This window comes from Bacillus sp. LR--39, assembly GCF_053613335.1.
The window spans coordinates 373414-390260 of the sequence record NZ_JBSIOT010000001.1 but is presented as its reverse complement, the minus strand read 5'-3'; the positions used below and the strand labels follow the sequence as shown (position 1 = coordinate 390260).

At 38.9% G+C, this 16847-nt stretch carries 19 protein-coding genes and 8 pseudogenes; 8 read left to right on the top strand and 19 right to left on the bottom strand.

Features of this window, described 5'->3' with window-relative positions:
- Nucleotides 1–21: 21 nt before the first annotated feature.
- From ACWHAR_RS02130 to ACWHAR_RS02110, 5 genes and pseudogenes are all read right to left on the bottom strand, one after another.
- On the bottom strand, nt 22–288 hold the full coding sequence (locus ACWHAR_RS02130) for a DUF2577 family protein (protein WP_045555123.1): 267 nt from the start codon (nt 286–288) through the stop codon (nt 22–24).
- A 60-nt stretch (nt 289–348) separates the two neighbouring features.
- Nucleotides 349–461 (bottom strand): annotated as a pseudogene (locus tag ACWHAR_RS02125) (recombinase family protein); the annotation flags it as partial.
- Between the two features lie 49 nt (nt 462–510).
- A pseudogene (locus ACWHAR_RS02120) lies at nt 511–653 on the bottom strand (class II fumarate hydratase); the annotation flags it as partial.
- A complete protein-coding gene (locus ACWHAR_RS02115; RefSeq protein ID WP_074534277.1) occupies nt 643–750 on the bottom strand; it encodes a winged helix-turn-helix transcriptional regulator in 108 nt (35 codons plus the stop codon). The gene ACWHAR_RS02115 and the pseudogene ACWHAR_RS02120, both read right to left, overlap by 11 nt.
- A gap of 3 nt (nt 751–753) precedes the next feature.
- Nucleotides 754–1605 carry an aldo/keto reductase gene (locus ACWHAR_RS02110; RefSeq protein WP_032873933.1) on the bottom strand — a complete coding sequence of 284 codons (852 nt, stop codon included), beginning with the start codon at nt 1603–1605 and terminating at the stop codon, nt 754–756.
- A 171-nt stretch (nt 1606–1776) separates the two neighbouring features.
- On the opposite strand from ACWHAR_RS02110, the gene ACWHAR_RS02105 reads away from it, so the two are divergent.
- Nucleotides 1777–2220, top strand: a complete 444-nt coding sequence (locus ACWHAR_RS02105) for a MerR family transcriptional regulator (RefSeq protein ID WP_032873931.1) — start codon at nt 1777–1779, stop codon at nt 2218–2220.
- Between the two features lie 197 nt (nt 2221–2417).
- Here the strand turns inward: ACWHAR_RS02105 and ACWHAR_RS02100 are convergent.
- From ACWHAR_RS02100 to ACWHAR_RS02070, 7 genes and pseudogenes are all read right to left on the bottom strand, one after another.
- A pseudogene (locus tag ACWHAR_RS02100) lies at nt 2418–2615 on the bottom strand (phage major capsid protein); the annotation flags it as partial.
- Nucleotides 2616–2661: 46 nt separating this feature from the next.
- Complete coding sequence (locus ACWHAR_RS02095) at nt 2662–3240, bottom strand: BA5345 family protein (protein ID WP_032873928.1); 579 nt, start codon at nt 3238–3240, stop codon at nt 2662–2664.
- A 95-nt stretch (nt 3241–3335) separates the two neighbouring features.
- Nucleotides 3336–3620, bottom strand: coding sequence for a YjcQ family protein (locus tag ACWHAR_RS02090; RefSeq protein ID WP_032873926.1), 285 nt, complete (start codon nt 3618–3620; stop codon nt 3336–3338).
- 11 nt (nt 3621–3631) lie between these two features.
- A complete protein-coding gene (locus ACWHAR_RS02085; protein ID WP_032873924.1) occupies nt 3632–4114 on the bottom strand; it encodes a hypothetical protein in 483 nt (160 codons plus the stop codon).
- Between the two features lie 163 nt (nt 4115–4277).
- Nucleotides 4278–4733: pseudogene (locus ACWHAR_RS02080) on the bottom strand (sigma-70 family RNA polymerase sigma factor).
- A gap of 93 nt (nt 4734–4826) precedes the next feature.
- Complete coding sequence (locus ACWHAR_RS02075) at nt 4827–6098, bottom strand: PIN-like domain-containing protein (RefSeq protein WP_032873920.1); 1272 nt, start codon at nt 6096–6098, stop codon at nt 4827–4829.
- A gap of 102 nt (nt 6099–6200) precedes the next feature.
- Nucleotides 6201–6371, bottom strand: a pseudogene (locus ACWHAR_RS02070) (ATP-binding protein); the annotation flags it as partial.
- Here ACWHAR_RS02070 and ACWHAR_RS02065 point away from each other — a divergent pair.
- The 4 genes and pseudogenes from ACWHAR_RS02065 to ACWHAR_RS02050 form a co-directional block, all read left to right on the top strand.
- A pseudogene (locus ACWHAR_RS02065) lies at nt 6347–6415 on the top strand (ImmA/IrrE family metallo-endopeptidase); the annotation flags it as partial. The pseudogenes ACWHAR_RS02070 and ACWHAR_RS02065 sit on opposite strands and share 25 nt — an antisense overlap.
- A pseudogene (locus ACWHAR_RS02060) lies at nt 6416–6813 on the top strand (sigma-70 family RNA polymerase sigma factor); the annotation flags it as partial.
- A 461-nt stretch (nt 6814–7274) separates the two neighbouring features.
- Entirely contained in the window at nt 7275–8117 is an 843-nt protein-coding gene (locus ACWHAR_RS02055; protein WP_032873917.1) for a sialate O-acetylesterase, read from the top strand.
- Entirely contained in the window at nt 8114–8641 is a 528-nt protein-coding gene (locus ACWHAR_RS02050; protein WP_032873916.1) for a PadR family transcriptional regulator, read from the top strand. The genes ACWHAR_RS02055 and ACWHAR_RS02050 overlap by 4 nt, the downstream gene beginning before the upstream one ends.
- A 285-nt stretch (nt 8642–8926) precedes the next feature.
- Here the strand turns inward: ACWHAR_RS02050 and psiE are convergent, their stop codons facing one another.
- Genes psiE through yrkP form a run of 3 tightly spaced genes read right to left on the bottom strand, consistent with a single transcriptional unit; the run spans nt 8927 to nt 11369 of the window.
- Complete coding sequence (gene psiE, locus ACWHAR_RS02045; RefSeq protein ID WP_012118039.1) at nt 8927–9343, bottom strand: phosphate-starvation-inducible protein PsiE; 417 nt, start codon at nt 9341–9343, stop codon at nt 8927–8929.
- Nucleotides 9344–9388: 45 nt separating this feature from the next.
- Nucleotides 9389–10687, bottom strand: a complete 1299-nt coding sequence (gene yrkQ, locus ACWHAR_RS02040) for a two-component system sensor histidine kinase YrkQ (RefSeq protein WP_032873914.1) — start codon at nt 10685–10687, stop codon at nt 9389–9391.
- Nucleotides 10674–11369, bottom strand: coding sequence for a two-component response regulator YrkP (yrkP, locus tag ACWHAR_RS02035; RefSeq protein WP_015417875.1), 696 nt, complete (start codon nt 11367–11369; stop codon nt 10674–10676). The genes yrkQ and yrkP overlap by 14 nt, the downstream gene beginning before the upstream one ends.
- A 266-nt stretch (nt 11370–11635) precedes the next feature.
- On the opposite strand from yrkP, the gene ACWHAR_RS02030 reads away from it, so the two are divergent.
- The 3 genes and pseudogenes from ACWHAR_RS02030 (at nt 11636) to ACWHAR_RS02020 (ending at nt 13885) form a co-directional block, all read left to right on the top strand.
- Entirely contained in the window at nt 11636–12853 is a 1218-nt protein-coding gene (locus ACWHAR_RS02030) for a DUF418 domain-containing protein (protein WP_032873912.1), read from the top strand.
- Nucleotides 12772–13016 (top strand): annotated as a pseudogene (locus ACWHAR_RS02025) (hypothetical protein). Before ACWHAR_RS02030 ends, ACWHAR_RS02025 begins: the two are co-directional and overlap by 82 nt.
- A gap of 311 nt (nt 13017–13327) precedes the next feature.
- Nucleotides 13328–13885: a GNAT family N-acetyltransferase gene (locus ACWHAR_RS02020; RefSeq protein ID WP_032873910.1), complete on the top strand. Its 558-nt coding sequence runs from the start codon at nt 13328–13330 to the stop codon at nt 13883–13885.
- Nucleotides 13886–14353: 468 nt separating this feature from the next.
- On the opposite strand, the gene ACWHAR_RS02015 is transcribed toward ACWHAR_RS02020, so the two are convergent.
- From ACWHAR_RS02015 to ACWHAR_RS02000, 4 genes are all read right to left on the bottom strand, one after another.
- Entirely contained in the window at nt 14354–14890 is a 537-nt protein-coding gene (locus ACWHAR_RS02015; protein WP_007612719.1) for an ATP-binding protein, read from the bottom strand.
- A 197-nt stretch (nt 14891–15087) separates the two neighbouring features.
- Complete coding sequence (locus tag ACWHAR_RS02010) at nt 15088–15273, bottom strand: hypothetical protein (RefSeq protein WP_032874143.1); 186 nt, start codon at nt 15271–15273, stop codon at nt 15088–15090.
- A 98-nt stretch (nt 15274–15371) separates the two neighbouring features.
- Nucleotides 15372–16748: a Tet(L)/Tet(K)/Tet(45) family tetracycline efflux MFS transporter gene (tet, locus tag ACWHAR_RS02005; protein ID WP_032873908.1), complete on the bottom strand. Its 1377-nt coding sequence runs from the start codon at nt 16746–16748 to the stop codon at nt 15372–15374.
- Nucleotides 16749–16781: 33 nt separating this feature from the next.
- A complete protein-coding gene (locus tag ACWHAR_RS02000; protein WP_134816631.1) occupies nt 16782–16844 on the bottom strand; it encodes a tetracycline resistance efflux system leader peptide in 63 nt (20 codons plus the stop codon).
- Nucleotides 16845–16847: the final 3 nt, after the last annotated feature.

The following is a 16847-nucleotide window of genomic DNA, read 5'->3' as shown; positions in this document are numbered from 1 at the left end:
ATTTTTTCAGGATTATTATCATTAAATTTTATCGAGAATAAAAAATGATTGTCCGCCTTTTAAGGAGAAAACCATCAAATTCTCACCCATTTTCAGTTCTTCATCTTCTCCAGAGCGCAACCGTTTAGGAATAATAATCAAATCAGCAGGTATTATTAATTTGTCATTTTCATTAAGCCTTATTTCAATAGATGAAACGGAAATCACTTCAGCCGGCATAATATCCACCGGTGACTCACATTCAATAAAGTAAGAATATAGAAAAAGAGATATGACAGTTATGAAAATATCATTTTTCTCATTCGTTACTGCATTTTGGTATCAAATGACTTGACTTATAAGTCCTTAACTTGCGTCCTCTCTCAAACGATTCAACGCCGGGCGCTCTAAAAAGCTCCTCAGAAAATCCTTCACAGGCATACTTCATTCCCTGCTTTCTTTATGCAGACCTCGATCTGGCTGAAAGAAAAACTAGTTACTGATTAGTAACTAGTTTTTATCTTAAAAGATTCAAATATTAGGTTTCAGATTTTCTGGTTTAACCATCTCATCAAATTGTTCTTCCGTTAAAATGTAAGTTGCACGCAGTCTTTTTAGCATTAACCCTTCCTTATGAACAAACTTGGAATTTTCGAATAATTTTCATACCCGATAAGGTTCTAATTCTCTAAGTTTTCGTATCAATATTCTCTGTGTAATCCATGGGATTAACCTTTTAAGTTCATTAAACCTAACTGTTTTATTAGACAAAGCTTACAGATCGAATTTCATGGCGCCTATCGATTTTACAATTTCCGGATCTTGGTGCGACCCGAAAAGACTTTCTCCTTTATCAAGTGTGGAAATTTTTTCAATATCCTCTAAACTTAACTCAAAATCAAAAATGTCAAAGTTTTCGACAATCCGTTCTTTGCGCACCGATTTTGGAATCGTAACGACTTCACGCTGAACAAGCCAACGCAGCACGACCTGGGCGACGGATTTATTGTGTTTTTCCGCAATGGAAGTCAACACGCCGTTGCTGAACATGTTATTGCGTCCTTCAGCGAACGGTGCCCATGACTCGTGTTGAACTCCCTGCTCTTTCATAAAAGCAGCACTTTCTTTTTGCTGGCAGAATGGATGCGTTTCGACTTGATTGACGGCTGGCACGATTTCATTATGCATGATCAGATCCATTAGACGGTCGGGATGGAAGTTGCTGACTCCGATTGCCCTGATTTTTCCTTCGCGATACAGATCCTCCATCGCGCGCCAAGCGCCGTAGTAATCGCCGTATGGTTGGTGAATAAGGTATAAATCAAGATAATCCAGCTGCAGCTTACTCAATGATTTGGAAAAGGCTATCTTGGCGCTTTCATAGCCGGCATCCTGAATCCAGAGCTTGGTCGTAATGAATAGCTCCTCACGCGGTACGCCGCTCCGCTTGATTGCACGTCCGACTGCCTCCTCATTTAGGTAGCCGGAAGCAGTGTCAATCAAGCGATAACCGGCCATCAGTGCTTCATATACCGCGTTTTCACATTCTTGAGCATCGGGGACTTGGTATACACCGAAGCCGATAATTGGCATTTTCACTCCATTGTTTAATGTTACGGTTTGCATTGTAATTCCTCCTATTGTTCAAATGTAGAAACGACAAACGGCACGCATCCCGAAAATCGGGCACTGCAGAATGAATTCCGCTGCGGCTGGTTTGCGTTATAATAAGCTTATTACCTTCGTGTAACACGAAGGCAAGCACTTTTTTAAAAAGTTTTTAAAGGAGGGTTACCCATGCATACAGTCAAAGAAGCAGCGATGATAACCGGACTCACCGAGCATGCGGTGCGCTTTTACACAGATAAAGGCCTGGTGCCGAGCGTACAGCGCAATAAAAACAATATTCGTTTGTTCGACGAAGAATCAATCAACTGGCTGTTTGGTGTCAAATGCCTCAGGCAATCCGGGATGCCGATTGAAGTCATTAAAACGTACGTGAATCTCTGTCTTGAAGGAGATTCGACCATTCCACAACGGTACACACTCATGATGGAGCATAAAGAAGATGCGCTCGCCCAGCTCGAAGAAGCCAAACAGCACATTGCCCATTTGGAACAAAAAACCGCCCTATATCAGGCCATTTTAGAGCACCGCTCTTTTGATACAACCAATCCCGCCAACTGGGAAAAAATACAGCATATGCATAGTGACGTATTTTACTCGCCCACTGTCCGCTAGATGTGAAAGATATTTATGAGCACATCAATGGCTCTTAAACTCCTAAATTGGAATCCATATTGAGTATGCTAAGTTTGATGACATATTATGAGGGATTAAATTTGTTTATACGGCTATAGGGCTGCAAGTCCTTAAATTTTTTCTTAAGATTACTTTCCATTAATCGGAAACTTATAGAAGTCGCATCTGTATGTGACTTCTTGTTCGATGTTGTTTTCAAGTGTGGCATAGGTAATGTTAACTTCAGCAATTACTTCTTTTGTGCTTAAGTTAACTGTGCTAGTTGATGGAACAGACTTTTGATTCTTAGTTAGCGCATCTCTTAAAATCGTTGGCGTGTCTTGAACCATTCGAATAAAAGTTGAAGCTTGAGTAGGATTCATAATCCCGCCGGAAGCAGTTTACAGAGAATATAAAGAGCACCCCGTAGGATGCTAAATCTTATTTTTTAACATTTTGTCTAAAAAAACTTCCTTGAAAATAATTTAAGTTTGCAGAGTAGTATCTGAAACTTGATTCCGAAATAAACAATATTACAAGTTGTATAATTAACATCGGCGGGTAAGAAAAACAGCCATACTTATACAGTGTTGCTATCACTGTAAACAAAACGGCTAAAAAATGACTTACGAATACAGTACCCAAGGCATGAATTTTTGATAGCAGGTATCTATACCTTTCAACGATTCTTTTATCTTCTTCTAAATAATCGTTCTTATTGTTATCTTTCCAATTGTCAGGTATCGGAAAATTTTCAACCCGCTTAATTGCATTATCAAAAATCCGATTTTTATTAAATATCCAATTCGCTACAAAGTATAAATGATGAATTATATAGCCCACTACCATGCCAAATATACTCAGAGAAATGAAAACCCCTATTAATTTCCCGTGCTCAGAAAACTTTATATGAGCTGATATATAGTCAGCTTCAGTAAGTGCAAAATAGGCTCCTATCCAGAAAATTAACATCCATCCTGATATGCCCCACCTTATTAAATACTTTGTTTCAAAACTCATATAATCTCCTCCCACCTTATTATCGGTGTAAGAAAAGGACAAAGTATAATTTGCAGAATTTGTCTAACAAAAAAGCACCCCTAAGGGTGCAGATGTTATTTAATCCAATCTTTAATCTCTTTAATGGTCTTATACGCCTTCGACCATGTTCCATTTTCTTCCAAGTAGTTTTCACCTTTCTCTGTCAACTCAGGTCCTAATTTGAATAATTGGGGCCTATTATCTGAATAATGAACCCCAATTATATACCCTTCGCGTTTCAAAAAGTTCACAGCATCATTAAATTGGTCTTCAGTAACTCCAATATCGTTTTCTGACAAAGGGGTATGGCCTTCAAAAATCTCTTTTAAGATTGCATACCTTAATTTATCCTTATTCATAATTTCTCCTTTCAGCCTTTAGATCTGTCTTTCTCTTTTCTCTCTTTGATTTGTTTAAATGTTTCCAAAATTGAAATCGCTTGATTTCTATATTTTCTTTCTACTGCAATTATCCAAACAATAGCAGCAATTGTACCAGCAGCGAAAGCTAAAGCTCCCCAATGTTTTTCATAAAAATTAAAGAACATAGTGAGATACGCTGCCAATAAAGGGATAAATGCAGGCACATATTTTGAATGATCATGTACAATATCTATATGAGAAAATCTTGATATCGCAAATTCTAAACATTCAATATCTAACTCATATACAAGAGATTGAAAGTCCTTGTAATGACTCTTACTTTGACCTACCTTGAGTTTTTCAAAAAAGAAAGCGAGTAGCTCCTTTTTGGAATAAGTATAAATAACATTCTCCAGTTCTTCTAAATCCTTCTTATTATTCTTTCTATTATCGTTCTTTTTGTTCTTATTCATTTTACAAATCACCCCCATTTTTAATATCGGAAATTAATTGTTATGATTAACCATTTGCAAAATTTGTCGAACGAAACTGTTGAATAAGCACGCAATACTGTTGCTGTTTTATCACCCATTCACTATGTAAAAATTTAGTGATGACGCAGGAATAATTCGCCGCGCCGACCTGCCTCCCATTTTACACCACAGATTTTTTCAGATTCAACAAACCTCAAAATGGAAATCTTGGCATAATTGGCTGGATCAACTCGTCTTTCATTTTGCGTACAGTTTCCCGTGAAATGCCAAGGTGAAGACCTATTGCGCGGTAGCTCATACCCTCCATCTTGCAATTATAAATGACTTTATGTTGCTCTCCTTTGATCTTTTCTGCCCCCAACTCAACTGCATATACTCGTTCCTCATAGTACTTAAGACGTTTAAAAAGACGTTCCTCTCTCATATCCATTTGCCGCAATTCATCCTGACTCTTTCCAAGACTCCCTTTCGGCATAGCTGCCTCTAATCCATATTTAGCAATACCCCAATTTTTCATAGGAATTGTTGAACCGTAAAGTACTCTTTGCAACCGTTGAACCTCTTTCACCATCCAGTGATAGCTATTGATTAGATTTTCAATGTCTTTTTGCTTCATGAGTAGTCCTCCTATATAATCAAATTAAAAACGGACACCAAACAAACAGCGTAAATGCTGTAAGTTCAGTGTCCGCAGGCTTTCCGTCTAGGACTATTCCAAAATTTCCACTTGGCAATCATTAAGTTTCATATTGAAATACGTTAAAGTTAAATTTTTAAAGTATTCACTCTTACCAACTATCCATGTATCGTCCAAATACACTTTGATAGCTAGCTTACTCTCAAAGCTATAGTTAACAGATTTAGCAGATGGAATGTTTGAGTCAATTATGCGGCAACTAAACTCTTCACCAAAAGGGAAACCCTCAGTTAAATCGGTTAAAAATGAATCTGATAAGTATTTATTATGGTGAAGTAATATTATGTATTCAAATGTGTGCTCGCCATAATAAAATTGATTTAATTGGCTCAACGTACTCATATAATTCGTTCCATCCCTAACAAATAAAGGATAATCCCCACTTTCCTTGCTAACCTCTTTTACCTCAGTAATCGTGTTATCAGAGAAATTTTCACTGTAAACTTTACCGGCCTGTTTCATGAAAACTTCCGGTTTAAACATATAAAACTCTTGATTAGTTTTATTTGAAAATTCATTTAATAGCTCACTTCGCGGGCCAATTGTTTTTCCTTTTGAGTAATACCACCAATCTTCTTTATCATCATCCGTTATAAAAATAATATTTGTTTGTTTTTCTTTTGCAAAATCCATAATTTGTTGCCACAGAATGTAATCCCCATATTTCTCTAATATGATTTCGCCATTGTAAAATTTAGCTCCCTTTTTAGATGCATCCTTATATCCTGGTGGAATTTCTAGCTTATATCTTTGCTCCGCCTCTTTTGATAATTCGTCAAGCCTCTTTTTTTCGTATGGCTTTCCTACTTTATCTTCAAATATATCAGTGATTTCAGCTTTAATGTGATCATTTCTAAGTAACTTTGGATGGTCTTCTTTTTCCTGTTTTATCTCAGAAATTAAAGTATTAATCGATTCTTTAACTTGATCTATTATTGAGTCAATACTTAAAGTTACATGTTTTTTTCTGTATGTAGATAACTCTTTTTTTAGACTAGTCTCTATCTCAATTGACTTTTTACTTAAAATTGATTCAATTTTTTCATAAGATGTTTGTTGATCTAGAATTACATTTGTTCTATTTAAATGAAACTCTAAAGCTATTTGATGAGGTAGCCAAAGACGCTCTTGTGATTTTTTTAATAATGAGAGCAGCTTTTTTGAAGTTTCCTTCGAATATCTATAAAGGTTTAATAAAACATTTGCATCTAAAATAACTACTGAGTTTATCCATATATCAGAGCTCTTATTATCAAAATAAAACTCTTTGAATATTGATTTCATTTAAAACCCCTCAATCCATAATATTTCTTACTACCAAAATTATAATTGATTATACAGAGATTTACTATTGGATAATTTGCACCTTAAAATCAGGCCTATTGATTCACTAGCTTTGTCCGGCGTACAAACCTTACCTAAAAGAAAATCATCTTCCACTACCATATCGTCTGGAACCATAAGGTCTAACTGTTCATCTAAATGCCATGAAGTGTCCTTATGGACCCGATAAACGACAATTCCACGGTCCTTACAGGAAACTGACTCAACATTTATTTAATCAAACAGTTACGGGAAATCTATGCACCCCCCCTTTTGTAATTAATAATGAGATTTTAATGCATCTGCTCGCATTGAAAAAAACGAAAAAAGACGTCTCCCTTCATGATCCGATCGGCCAGGATAAAGAAGGGAATGAAATAAGCCTGATCGATGTCTTCAAGTCGGAAAGCGAGGATGTGATCGACACCATTCAGCTCAACATGGAACTTGAAAAGGTCAAAAAATATATCGATATTTTAGACGACCGCGAAAAGGAAGTCATCGTCGGCCGCTTCGGGCTTGATTTAAAAAAAGAAAAAACGCAGCGCGAGATCGCAAAGGAGCTCGGCATTTCAAGGAGTTATGTGTCGCGGATTGAAAAACGCGCATTGATGAAGATGTTTCATGAGTTTTACCGGGCGTAAAAAAGGAGAAGCGGAAGAAGAAGGGAAAGTGAGCGAAAAGCCGGATCATTTTTCTGCATTTTAGGACATTCCTCTTCAAGTATAACTTCAGGATTTAAAAGTAAAACATAACAAATGAATAGAATTGGTACAATTGTTAACCTTTTCAATAATTTTTTATTGATATTTAACCCCTTCAACACAGCCCTCCCTTTTTAACAATCCATTTCATTTGGGCTCACCCCCATCCTTGAATGTATTTTCTATGAAAAATGATTTTGAACCTCATAGGAACCCTTACATGACAAGGTTTTAGTTGTTTTTCATTGTTTATCAAGATCTAAAGCAAAAGAACTTGCTATTTCTCAAATACATCCACCAAATTTTCAATGTTAATTTGCTTTTCATACATACTAATAATAAAAGTAAAACCTTATTAAAACTTTACAAGACAAGCTGAATCGACTATAGTCTAATTAGACTAAAATATTGATGTAAAGAAGTGAAAAATTAAATGATAAAGTCTTTTTTAATGTTGGGGCAGTCGAATATGGCGGGCCGTGGATTTTTGAATGAAGTAGACCCTATCTATAATGAAAAAATAAAAATGCTGCGCAATGGACAGTGGCAGATGATGACAGAGCCGATTAATTACGACCGTCCGGTTTCCGGCGTTGGCTTGGCGGCATCTTTTGCAGATGCTTGGTCGAAAGCTTATCCCGATGAAGAAATTGGCTTGATCCCGTGTGCGGAAGGCGGCAGTTCATTGAATGACTGGCATCCGGAAGGCATCCTTTTTCAGCATGCTTTGTCCGAAGCCCGCTTCGCCCTCCAATCCAGTCAAATTTGCGGAATCCTTTGGCACCAAGGTGAGAGTGACAGTTATCGTTCGCTGCATGAAACTTATTACGAGAAATTAACTCTTATCATCGAGACGCTAAGAAACGAGTTGAAACTTGATGAGGTACCGTTGATTATTGGAGGGCTTGGTGACTTTCTTGAGAAGACTGGTTTTGGACAGCACGCGACTGAATTTCGACAAGTTAATGAACAATTGCTGCGTTTTGCTAATGAACAACAGAATTGTTATTTTGTTACTGCGGCAGGTTTGACTGCGAATCCTGATGGCATTCATTTAGACGCAGTTTCACAACGCAAATTCGGTTACCGCTATTTCGAGGCTTTTTCGAAAAAGCACCATATCCTGAAACCCATTTCGGGAGAGGAGCAATCACTGAAAGTGAATGGTGACTATTCTAAAACAGAACAGATTTACCTTCATAGTATGGATTTGGCTTCGGGTAAAATCACGTACGCGGAATTTGAGGCGCGGATGGCGAAGGTGATGAAACCGTGATTCCCTTACTTATCCTTGGCTTGCTCATCCAAAACCCCGGAGCTCACGGCTATGAAATTCTGGCCTTAATGGAAAAACGTCATTACAAATACATTGTTAACTTCACGAAAGGTTCATTTTATTACAATCTGCAGCAACTTGAAGAAAAGTGTTTGATTGAACAGATTCAGCAGAAACCCTCAACCAGCGGGCGTGAAATCCGTAACTTTAACGTCACAGATTCGGGAAGGGCAGAATTTGAAAAATTAATGATCAAATACGGCACCAAATCGGAATATGTGAACCTTCAATTTTATGGGGCGTTACTCTTTGCTGATGAATTCGACAAAAGTAAATTACTGGATCTGATCCAATCACAAATCGATCAGACTAAAACTCGAATCGAGCTCCTTGATGAATACCTGTCCACCACTCAAGAAATTCCCGGCACAATCAATTACTTTCGCCGTATGAACGAAAATTCCCGTTCACATCACTTGGTTAATTTAGAGTGGTTCGAGAAATTGAAAGCAGAAATAGAGTGAACTATTGCATAATAAAAAATGCAATGTTACATATATAAGAATATTAGTTACCTACATATAAAACCTGTGTCGCAGATATCTAGTAACACCATTGATACAGGTTTTATACTCCTTCTTTAATTAAACCAGTAATAGAGTTGTCAACACTTGCCCCAAACAAGAGCAAGTGAATCTGCTGCGTGTTCTTCTTTTTCAATCCGTATGAATAACCACTTTACACCTATTCAGTATTCAAGTAAGTCATAGGACATTTCAGTGGCGTATCGGTATAAAGTGAACTAATTATTAATGTTCAACAACAGAATTTCGTCTATTGACAATAAAGAATGCACAAATCATTGCAAGAATGGCCATCGCCCACCAGAACGTTGAGATCGCCTGATCATGATCGATGATTATCAAACGAATGACAGCCGTGATGCCAATATAAATAAAGTAGCGAAGCGGGAAATGAAAGTCTGATTTGAAGTATTTGATAATCAAAGCAATGAACTCAAAATACATGAAGAATATAAGCAGTTCCCCAAGCATCTCATAATAGCTGTCCACTTTGTTGAACAGTGACTTGTATACGAATTGAACAATGTACCATGTCTCGCTGATCAGAAGTCCGCTTAAGGCTATCGCCAGGAAGAACAGACAGACATTGAGAAGCGCTTGTAACAGGTAAGGCGCCTTTTTAAAATTGTTGGAAAATCTCATCTTGTTGTCTCCTATTTCAATATTTTCGTCGTTTTGATTCGCAGCCTACATCTTTCTGTTCCAAAATCGCAGCACGATGCAGTACTTGGAATTCTTTTGTATACTGTGAAACTGCCCCTGCATGCGGGACATCATTCGCGCAATGCTTCTTTCACCGAGTCCGTTGCTTTCCGGCGTTACATCCGCAAGTTTAATCGTATTGCTGATATGAATCTCAAATATTTCTTGATCCGATACAAACGTGATGCTGATTTCTTCTTCCGGATCTGCGTATTTAAATAAGTTTGACATCACATTATCAAATACACGACCAAGCTCCTCCAAATTCACGTTAATATAGGTTTCCGGCAGCTCGCCTGAAATATGGACCCGGAAATGCTCCTGATGAAGGATAGCAATCTGATCTGATATTAGATCGTAGATCACTTCTTTCACTGCAACGGTCTCCAGGTCGGCCCCATGTTCCTTATTCAGCAGGAAATACGCAAACAGATTGTCAGACAAGTTTTTTAATTGCAGTGCTTTACCATAAGCATTGGCTACATAACGATCTTTGCTGGCACCCGCTTTGCCTCCTTCTTTTTTGGCAAACTCCAGATTCATGATCAGCGACGTCAGCGGTGTGCGCATATCGTGCGACATTTCGGTAACCAGGCTGCGGCTCTCTGCTTGCAATTCCTCGATCGCTTTAAGTTTGTCCAAGAAAGCTTTCCGCAGATCCTCAATGCTCTTTGCAATCATCGCTAATTCATCATGCCCTTTTATCGTCATCTCGTAGTCCAGCTGGCCCCCTTCAAGAATATGAATCTCTTGGTGAAGCGTTTTAAGGTAGCGAAGACTTTGGCGAATGCCCAAGAGAACAATGATTAAAAAGATGAGGGTTGCACCGAGCAAATCCAATGTAAAGGCCAGATCATAATATCGGGATGAGTAGAAACCGTCGATAATGACTCGTCCTTCACCATCGCTGAACTTGACAGGATGTGAATGATTTTGAGCATACTGAGTCAGCTTTTCTTTTCCATAATCGGATTCGGAATAAACGGAATCATATTGCAACTCCTGATCCTTGAATATGGTGAGGTTAATGTAATTTTCTTTTTTGACCCACTCGCCAAACGCTTTTCTATCCGATGTAGACAACCCATTTTCTGAAACGTACTGACTGAATTTTTGAATGTATCTCGCTGACTCCTTGTGATAATACTCATCCGAACTCAGATATCCCTCGATCAGATCATCTGTAATCTTTTGCAGCGTCAGAAAGATCACACCGCTCACAATCGCAGCAACCATGATCAGCAAAGCCAGTTTTTTGGTTAGCGTGAATTTACGATGTGCCAAATCGATATCCTCTTCCCCATTCAGTTTTTATATAAACCGGACGTGCCGGATCATCCTCAATTTTGGAGCGCAGTTTCCGAATATGCACCATCACTGTATTGTTAGAACAGTAAAAGTAAGGCTGTCCCCACACACTCTCATATATATTTTGAGCAGAAAATATTTTGTTGCGTTTGCTCATCAGCAGTTTCAGGATACGATATTCCAGATCTGACAGCTTGATTTGCTGCTCCTCTTTCCAGACCTCATTAAATTCTTCGCTCACTCTCAGTTTGCCCCCGATAAGAAATGTTTCTTCCTGTTCCTTCTTTTCCTGATAGATTGTATATCTGCGTAATTGGGCAATCACTCTAGCGTGAAGTTCCTCTTCCGAGAAGGGTTTAGTCATATAATCATCGCCGCCGGCGAGTAATCCCTCAGTTTTATCGAGTGTACTCGATCTGGCCGTCAGAAACAGAATTGGGACGTTAGAGGTTTCCCTGATGTGCTGACAGGTTTCGATTCCCGAAATGCCTGGCATCATAATATCCAAAATAACCAAATCAAGTGAGTCATTCACAAGTTGCAATGCTCGCTTTCCATCCTTGGCTCTTAGCACCTCGTAGCCTGCTCGCATAAGGGATTCCTCCAAAAGATCACCAATATCATGATCATCCTCTACGACTAATATTCGATGGGTCATGCCTCTTTCACCTCATGATTCTTGATGTTATTTCTCGTGTGACCTTACTATATATCATTCATAAGTAACACGTACGTTATAAGATACTACGTAAATCTTAACAGTTTATGAAAGCTGATGTCCGCCACAATTTTGTCACATTTTAAAAAAAATGATGAACCTTCATAAATTGTTAAGATTCTGTCTTTATATTTATCCATTGTAAGGCTCGAGTTTTTCAGATCCGCACTGCATATTGCAATGGTAAATGGGAAAGGAGTATTGATATGATTGTACAAAAAGAAGAACGCGGGCAACCAGTGAGTCTGCGGGAACGGGTTCATTTTCTGGACATCGTACGTGGGTTTGCCTTGCTTGGCATTATTATTGTCAACTATTTTCTGATCGTAGATTCAGTAAAGGGATTCGAAATGGCCTCCGGTGACCTCCTGCACAATCTGGTTTCCTGGTTTGCCGAAGGGAAATTCGTTACATTATTCTCCTTCTTGTTCGGAGTTGGGTTTATGATCTTTATGGATCGAGCCGCGCAGAAGGTAGATAGTCCCAACAAGCTGTTTGCCCGTAGGTTATCTATCCTGTTGGGATTTGGCATTTTGCACATCACATTTGTTTGGGTCGGTGACATATTGACCTTTTACGCCGTAAGCGGCTTCCTGTTACTCGCCTTCTATCAACGCACGGCCAAAACGGTGCTTAGATGGATTATCGCACTTATCGTGTTTCAATTCCTGACTCCTGTTTTCACAATGTTGTACAATGTCATCAATACTGCAGGGTCAAAAAACCCGAATTTTTCAGAGTTTACTTTGTTTAGCCACACAAGCCTTACCTACATGGAATCCATCAGCACTCGGTGGACAGATATGGTCACGATGGCGGCTGGCTCTTTCTCTATGATCTATTCCATGTTTCTCATGTTTCTGCTGGGCGTGTACTTTGTTAAGATGGAATTTTTCAAAGACATGGAAGCAAAAAAGTTCATATGGAAGCGTATCTGGATCATCAGCACAATCGCTTTTCTAATAACACAAAGCAGTATATTACTAGACATGTTTAATCTTTCTGAGAATATGCTGTGGAAGGACATTTCCTCTGTCATGGGTCAAAATGGCGGCTTAACCGGAAGTATGTTTTATATGAGCACTTTTGCAATGCTGTTTCTGTACGTTCCTCAGCTGCGAGGCCCTATGATGATCTTCACCAAAGTCGGACGGATGTCATTGACCTGTTATCTGCTTCACTCTATCATTGGAACAGTTTTGTTCCTCAGGTACGGATTCGGGCTTGCGGATCATATTCAATCCGCCGGCACGTTCATGTTCAGTCTGGCCGTGTACTTCGTGCTTATGAGCTTTAGTACATTGTGGTTGAAACGATTTAAGTACGGTCCGATGGAATTGATATGGCGCAAGCTGACGTACGGCAAAGTAAACGGAAGTCCCAAAGCGACTCCGCTGCATTCGGAAAAATCAATTCCGAAATAACCCCTTTGCACAGATTGCATGACTTCAAATTAGTTGTTGAGAAGTGGGCATTAAACGGACAGATTTGATATATATACTAGTTATTTTTATATCTATTAGGCTTCTTTGGGCTAATAAATTCACCGGAGTTTACTCAATGTGCATTGCTCATGATCGAATTTGAATCTTTTACGCATGTTCATAGGCAAAGGCGCCACATTCGACTATTTTTGCAACTTTTCGCAGGTAAAGTTTGAGAATGATTGCAAATCCCGCGTACCACACTTAATACGGCAGTGAACGATAGTAAATAAGGGTTACATGCAGCTTATTTTCCAAGAAAACAAAGAAAAAGACATCATACAAAAAGACAGGAGAAAGCTTTTGAAGTATTTTAACGCCAAATTTACCGCGGAAGAAAAAGCGGCAGAGCAGGTGGAATGTTTTACTGAACGACTGAACTCGTTATTTCAGCAACTGAAGGAGTGAGCAATCATGAAAACAAAAAAGGAACCAAAAGTTATTCTGGAACCAGCAAAGGAATCTGATCTGCCAGAATTCCAAAAAAAATTACAAGAAGCCTTTGCGATCGCCGTGATTGAAACGTTCGGTGATTGCGAAGATGGACCGATTCCATCGGACAATGATGTTCAGGAGTCTTTCGACGCTCCCGGAGCAGTCGTATATCATATTTTTCGGGATGGTGAGAAGGTAGGTGGTGCAGTAGTACGTATCAACAGCGAAACACATCATAATTCGCTAGATTTATTCTATGTATCTCCAGAACATCACAGCCAGGGGATTGGTCTTTCTGCTTGGAAAGCCATAGAAGCACAGTATCCGGATACTGTGCTTTGGGAAACCGTGACACCTTATTTTGAAAAGCGAAATATCAACTTCTATGTGAATAAGTGCGGATTCCATATCGTAGAGTTCTACAATGAACATCACTCTGATCCGCATATGCATCGCAATGGACGCGAAGATGACAAGCCCCTGCCGGATGATGATGACTTTTTCAGATTTGTAAAGATTATGAAAAAAAAGGACTAAACAATTGAACACTGCGATATGCCGCAGAAAGTTGCCGGTAACTTTTTTAAAGATATTTGTTTGGATCGAAAAAATTCTAAGTTAACCAATAATTCCCTATGTTTACAGAGTTGATTAATAAACGATACGAGGGATAAACGGATAAAGCCTTCCCCTTCTTTTTGAGGAGAAAGTATTAAAGGCGGAAAGCCCTTCTCGTTATGAGAGGGCTTTAATTCGGTCTGAAAATGAAATGGAGAATAAAAATAAACAAAGAAATAATTAATTAAGTGATGAACGATTTATACGAATTTTAGAGAAATACTCCAACGGAGAACTTAACGAAGAACAAATCACTTCTCTATTGTGGGATGCTGCCGAAAATAAATCACTTCACAACAGAGAAACTGAAAGCGGTATAAAAAAACAGCTCCGTTAAAATGGCCGGAACTGCCTTTGAATTTTGGATTTTGCAGTTATCTCCATCCGTTAGTTTGAATTCAGATAATCCAAGACACGGTCAACTCTTTCATTTACTGAGTAATCTCCTTCAATTTTTAACAACGGACAAGATAAATCTGCCATCCAATGTTCGTGTAAAGCTTTGCTTCTAACTTCCATTCCGGCATTATCATATAAAGAAGCCCACTCTAAAAATGTTTTTGATTGTTCATATTTACTGCCGCCGGCTAACACTTCGTTTCCATAACGCTGAAATTCCCTCTGCCTTAATCTCTCAAGCCGTATATCTTGCGGAATCCATAAGAAGATGACAAGGTCAAAATAACTTTTTAGATCATCGCCCCAGCCGCACACTGCGCCAGAAAGAATCCATTTCTCATTTATTGTAAAGTCTTTTTCAAGCAGCTTTCTTCTTTCAGGAATTTCTCTTTTCTTAGTGAATTTATCTGTCCAATAGTAATCATCAGTATCAAGATGCGTATGAGGCAAATGCTTTGATAATGCAACACCCAATGTTGAAGTTCCGACTCCGGAGGCTCCCAGTATGTGAATATTTTTTTTCATAGTTCCCTCTCCTTATAAAGCAACGAAACTCCCTGTCCGCTGCACAAGGTTCTTACTATTATTTTAATATAAATCCCCAAAAACCTTTACTTTGCCAAGGGAATCCAAATGCGTGTTAAAACCATACTGCTTACGAACTTCATGGTCATTTTCAAACAGAATAATTAACTTTCTCTCCGGGTTATTTTAATATCCTCTTACACTTTCTCAAAAGTCTCGATTGGCAGTGAAAACTTGGTTGTTTTCTCGTTACGATAATTGATCATGATCTCAATTTGATTATTTTTTTGTTCAAACTCAATAAGTGCATTCTCCCATTTATCTCTGATTGAAATGATACAATTTCCATTTTTCTTTTCCTTTTTCTTATAAATGTAATTCACTTTAACTCCCTTTTCATTGATCGCCAAAAGGTTTCGGAATAAGGAAGCTCCTCAAAAAAAGGATCAAAACTTCTATCAAGTTTGATCCTTTTCCCTTTTTAGTCATTTCTTTGCGAACGTTTATAGACATTCACGGTTACCAGCCAGCTCATAACAACGATTCCTGCAAAAAGAATGAGCATATTACTGTACAAATAAGCGGAATGATCAGCGTTAACAGGCAGCAGCCTTTGATCCAGCAAGCGGATCGATAATAAACCGCCTGCAATCGAAATACCCGTTCCCTCTGATAAAAAGCTCGTAAAATTAAGCAGACTCATTCCGGCGCCGGCTTCCTTTTGTTTCAAACTGCCAGACACAATTGTAGATATAACCGTTTTTGTGAAGGAGAGCCCCCCAAAAACAAAAACAATTATAACGGTCATGAGCCAAGGTGTCGCATCTATAAAAAAGGCAGCGATTAAAAAGCTGGAAGACATCAATACAATCCCGATGGTGAGCACATATAAAGAACCTTTCCGATCAACAAGCAATCCTCCAATGTAACCGAAGATGATGACGCTCATCGTCCCGGGGAACATAATCCCGCTTCCAATTGCCGCAGTACTTAAATGGTGAACATCTTTCATCATATAAGGAACCATAGACACAAATCCTGCAGCAGTGCCGAATATCAGGCCTCCGCAAAAGACGCCCATCATAAACAGGACATTTTTCCCCAGTGCAGGGTCAACAAAGGGATCTTGAGTTTTCCTAATATGTTTCACAAATATCAGGAAAGCTAGAATACTGATGGTCAGAAAAGACATTCTATATGACGTTGTAAACAGCAGAAAAAATACGATGCCTGCAGACATTAATATAATCCCCGCCATATCAAAGCGTCCGCTGATTCTTTCTTCCTTTTCAAGCAGTTTTATCAGGAATGGAACGGTGATAACTGTTGCTGTTGGAATAAGCAGCAAATATGACCAGTGAATATAATGAGCGATCATTCCGCCAATAGCTGGTCCGACACCTTCCCCCATTGCCACCAGAGACCCGATCAGACCAAATGCTTTACCCCTGTTTTCTTTCGGAATATAGCGTACGACTGCAACCATTACAAGTGCCGGGAATGCGGCAGCACCAGCCCCTTGAATAAATCGGGCCAGAATGAGTAAAGGAAAGAAAGAGTGTCCGACAAATCCAATGATTGATCCGAAGCCATTGACCATAATCCCAAACAGGAGCAGCTTTTTGATGCCCAGTTGATCCGATAACTTCCCATACAGAGCAGTTCCGATGGAAAAGGTGAGCATAAAGGCCGTGTTCACCCAGTTTGCACTCGCTGGCAGTTTATGAAAGTCGTTGGCGATATCAGGTAACGAGACGTTCAAAACCATTTCATTTAATACGCTGAAAAATGACAGAACACAAAGCCAAATGAACACTTGGTTGTGCCGTAAAGTTGATTGTGAATAAGGCGTATTCACAATTTCCCCTCCATTAATGAGGGCAGACGCAGTTTATAGGGCCATTGATACGCTTCCCTCTTTTAATTGTACCCTGTTCATTTTTTTGCACTTCATACT